The organism is Microcoleus sp. N9_A1 (assembly GCF_036701795.1).
In the GTDB taxonomy this organism is placed as follows: Bacteria; Cyanobacteriota; Cyanobacteriia; order Cyanobacteriales; family Microcoleaceae; genus Microcoleus.
The window spans coordinates 29,149-32,360 of sequence record NZ_JAUBRI010000073.1; the positions used below are offsets into that span (position 1 = coordinate 29,149).

Consider the following 3,212-nt stretch of genomic DNA (forward strand, 5'->3'; position numbering starts at 1 on the left):
ACTATAACCAAGCTTTACCAATTAGGCGGTCAGTGGGCGATCGGGCGGGGGAAGCTACTACTTTGAATAATATTGGTGCAGTCTACGACAGCATCTCCCAACCGCAAGAAGCATTGAAATACTATAACCAAGCTTTACCAATTAGGCGGTCAGTGGGCGATCGGGCGGGGGAAGCTACTACTTTGAATAATATTGGTAGAGTGTACTACAGCATTTCCCAACCGCAAGAAGCATTGAAATACTATAACCAAGCTTTACCAATTATGCGAGAAGTAAAAAATCGCTCTGGGGAAGCTCGTATTTTGAATAATATTGGTGCAGTGTACAACAGCATTTCCCAACCCCAAGAAGCATTGAAATACTATCACCAAGCTTTACTGATTCTGCGAGAAGTAGGCGATAGTTCTGGGGAAGCTGCTACTTTGAATAATATTGGTGCAGTGTACAACAGCATCTCCCAACCCCAAGAAGCATTGAAATACTATCACCAAGCTTTACCTCTTATACACGAAGTAAAAGAACACGCGGGGGAAGCTACTACTTTGAGTAATATTGGTAGAGTGTACCATAGCATCTCCCAACCGCAAAAAGCTTTGAAATACTATAACCAAGCTTTACCGATTCTGCGAGAAGTGGGCGATCGTGCAGGCGTTGCTGTTATTTTGACTAATATTGGTGAAGTGTACAACAGCATCTCCCAACCGCAAAAAGCTTTGAAATACTATAACCAAGCTTTACCTATTAGTCGGGAAGTGGGCGATCGCAGAGGGGAAGCTATTACTTTGAATAATATAGGTGAAGTTTACAATACCATCTCCCAACCGCAAGAAGCATTGAAATACTATAACCAAGCTTTACCTATTAGTCGGGAAGTGGGCGATCGCGGGGGGGAATCTGCTACTTTGAATAATATTGGTTTAGTGTACCTCAGAATTGGACAACCACAAGAGGCATCGAAATACTTTAACCAAGCTTTACCGATTCTGCGGTCAGTGGGCGATCGCGCGGGGGAAGCTCGTATTTTGAATAATATTGGTGGAGTGTACAACAGCATTTCCCAAGCGCAAGAAGCTTTGAAATACTATAACCAAGCTTTACCAATTAGCCGGGAAGTGGGCGATCGCGCGGTGGAAGCTACTACTTTGAGTAATATTGGTGCAGTGTACCAAAATGCGAAGCAACCGACTCAAGCGATCGAATATAGGGAGCAATCCGTCAAAATTACCTTAGAAATGCGGAGTGGTTTACAGCGGGAAAATAGGAAAAAATTTCTAGAAGCTGAAAGCGGCCCAGCGATCGCCCTCACCTCCCTCCTCATCGACCAAAACCAAGCCGATCGCGCTTTTCAATGGGTCAACATCGCCACCACAGCCGATCTCGCCGACTACACCCGCTTAATTGACGCCAAAGTCGCCAACCCCCAAGTACAAAAAGCCATTGATGAGTGGAATCAAAAAAATCAACAACTTCAATTCCTCCGCCGCCAACTCGAAGACAAATTCTCAGAAAATCTCTCCCGACAAATGCGGGACTTAGAAGCACAAGTCTACCGCACAGCAGAAGAAATCCGCCTCGAATTCCCGGAAGTCGCCGAACTCTTTGAAACCACACCCAAAGACATCGCCCAACTCAAGGCAAGTATCGCACCAGATACCGTTGTCATTCAACCCGTCTTGCTGACAAATGTCAAAAACGTCCCCAACACCGTCGCCCTATTTGTCTTGACAAAAGACAGTCTAAGTGTTAAAAAAATTGCCATCGACCCCGCAGAATTCGACAAACTCCTCACCGAACACCGCGAAGAAATATCAAACTATCTCATTTCAGATTACAGAGAAACTGGCGGCAAACTATACGACATGCTAATTCGCCCGATAGAAGACCAAATACAGGCATTATCTCCCAAACAATTGAGCATCATCGCCACAGGAAAATTGCGTTACATCCCCTTTGAAACCCTTTATGACAGGCAAAATCGCAAATTCCTCATCCAGAAATATCCCATCAACTATCTCACCCGCATTTCCACAAGGTCAATTCCCAATTCTACTTTACAAGGCGGAGTCTTAGCATTAGGAAATCCCAACCCCCGCGAACCGCAAAATTTAGCTGGTTCCGAAGAAGAAGTGAGAAATATCGCTCAATCATTCCCCGGAAGTTCCGCCTATATCGGCAATGCCGCCACCCTCGACCAATTCAAAACTCAAGCACCCCGCTTTCCCTTTTTACACCTAGCAACTCACGGCTGTTTCCAACGGGGAGGCTGTCAAAAATTAGGCATGGAGGAAAATACACTGCTATTTGCTGACAGCCAATTCAATATTCGCGATGCCGCGTTATTAGGATTGCAAAACACCAGACTCCTCACCTTAAGCGCGTGTCAAACTGCTATGCAAGCGAATTCTAACGGTGAAGAAATATCGGGAGTTGCCTATGTATTTGAGCGTGCAGGCGCACAAGCGGTGATGGCGAGTTTGTGGAGTGTTGATGATTCCGCTACTAAAGATTTGATGGTTGAATTTTATCAAAATATCAATAAGGGGATGAGTAAAAATGAAGCCTTGCGGCAAGCTAAGTTGAGTCAAATTGAGCGGACTCCCCATCCCTTTTATTGGTCGCCGTTTATTTTAATTGGCGATGCGCGGTAGTCACCCGCCGAATTTTCGACAAACCCATTCAGGAGGTAATCATCGAATGGACAGAATAGACCTGTACCGCAAATTTATCCGCCAACTCTTAACCTCTCATGCCAATCTTGATAATAATTCCGAGTTGGATGTTGAATGTCAGCTTGTGTTCGATACAGAACAAGACCATTACCAAATTTTAGATGTTGGTTGGGAGGGATACAAGCGGATTTATAACTGTTTCATCCACTTAGATATCAAGGATGGTAAAATCTGGATTCAACGCAACATGACAGAAGCCGATTTAGGACAAGAATTAGTCGAGATGGGAGTACCCAAAGAGGACATTGTTTTAGGGCTGCATCCACCTTACAAGCGTCCGTATACTGGCTATGGAGTTGCTTAGGAAATGCGTAGGGTGCGTCAGATCGTAAAAACCTGTTGAAATCGAAACGATCGATGTCTGACGCACCTTACAAGGTGATTTAACTGTTTAACTATTAGGTCTGATCCCCCCTAACCCCCCTTAAGAAGCAGGGTGGATTAATTGTCGAGAGGTTAAATCAAGGCTATGAAGGCTATTGA

At 44.8% G+C, this 3,212-nt stretch carries 2 protein-coding genes; both read left to right on the top strand.

The annotated features are described in order from the left end of the window. A partial coding sequence (locus QUA58_RS25635) for a CHAT domain-containing tetratricopeptide repeat protein (RefSeq protein WP_333396739.1) occupies positions 1 to 2,648 on the top strand: 2,648 nt, incomplete at its 5' end. 46 nt (positions 2,649 to 2,694) lie between these two features. Further along, positions 2,695 to 3,033, top strand: a complete 339-nt coding sequence (locus tag QUA58_RS25640) for a XisI protein (RefSeq protein WP_333396742.1) — start codon at positions 2,695 to 2,697, stop codon at positions 3,031 to 3,033. Positions 3,034 to 3,212 lie beyond the last annotated feature (179 nt).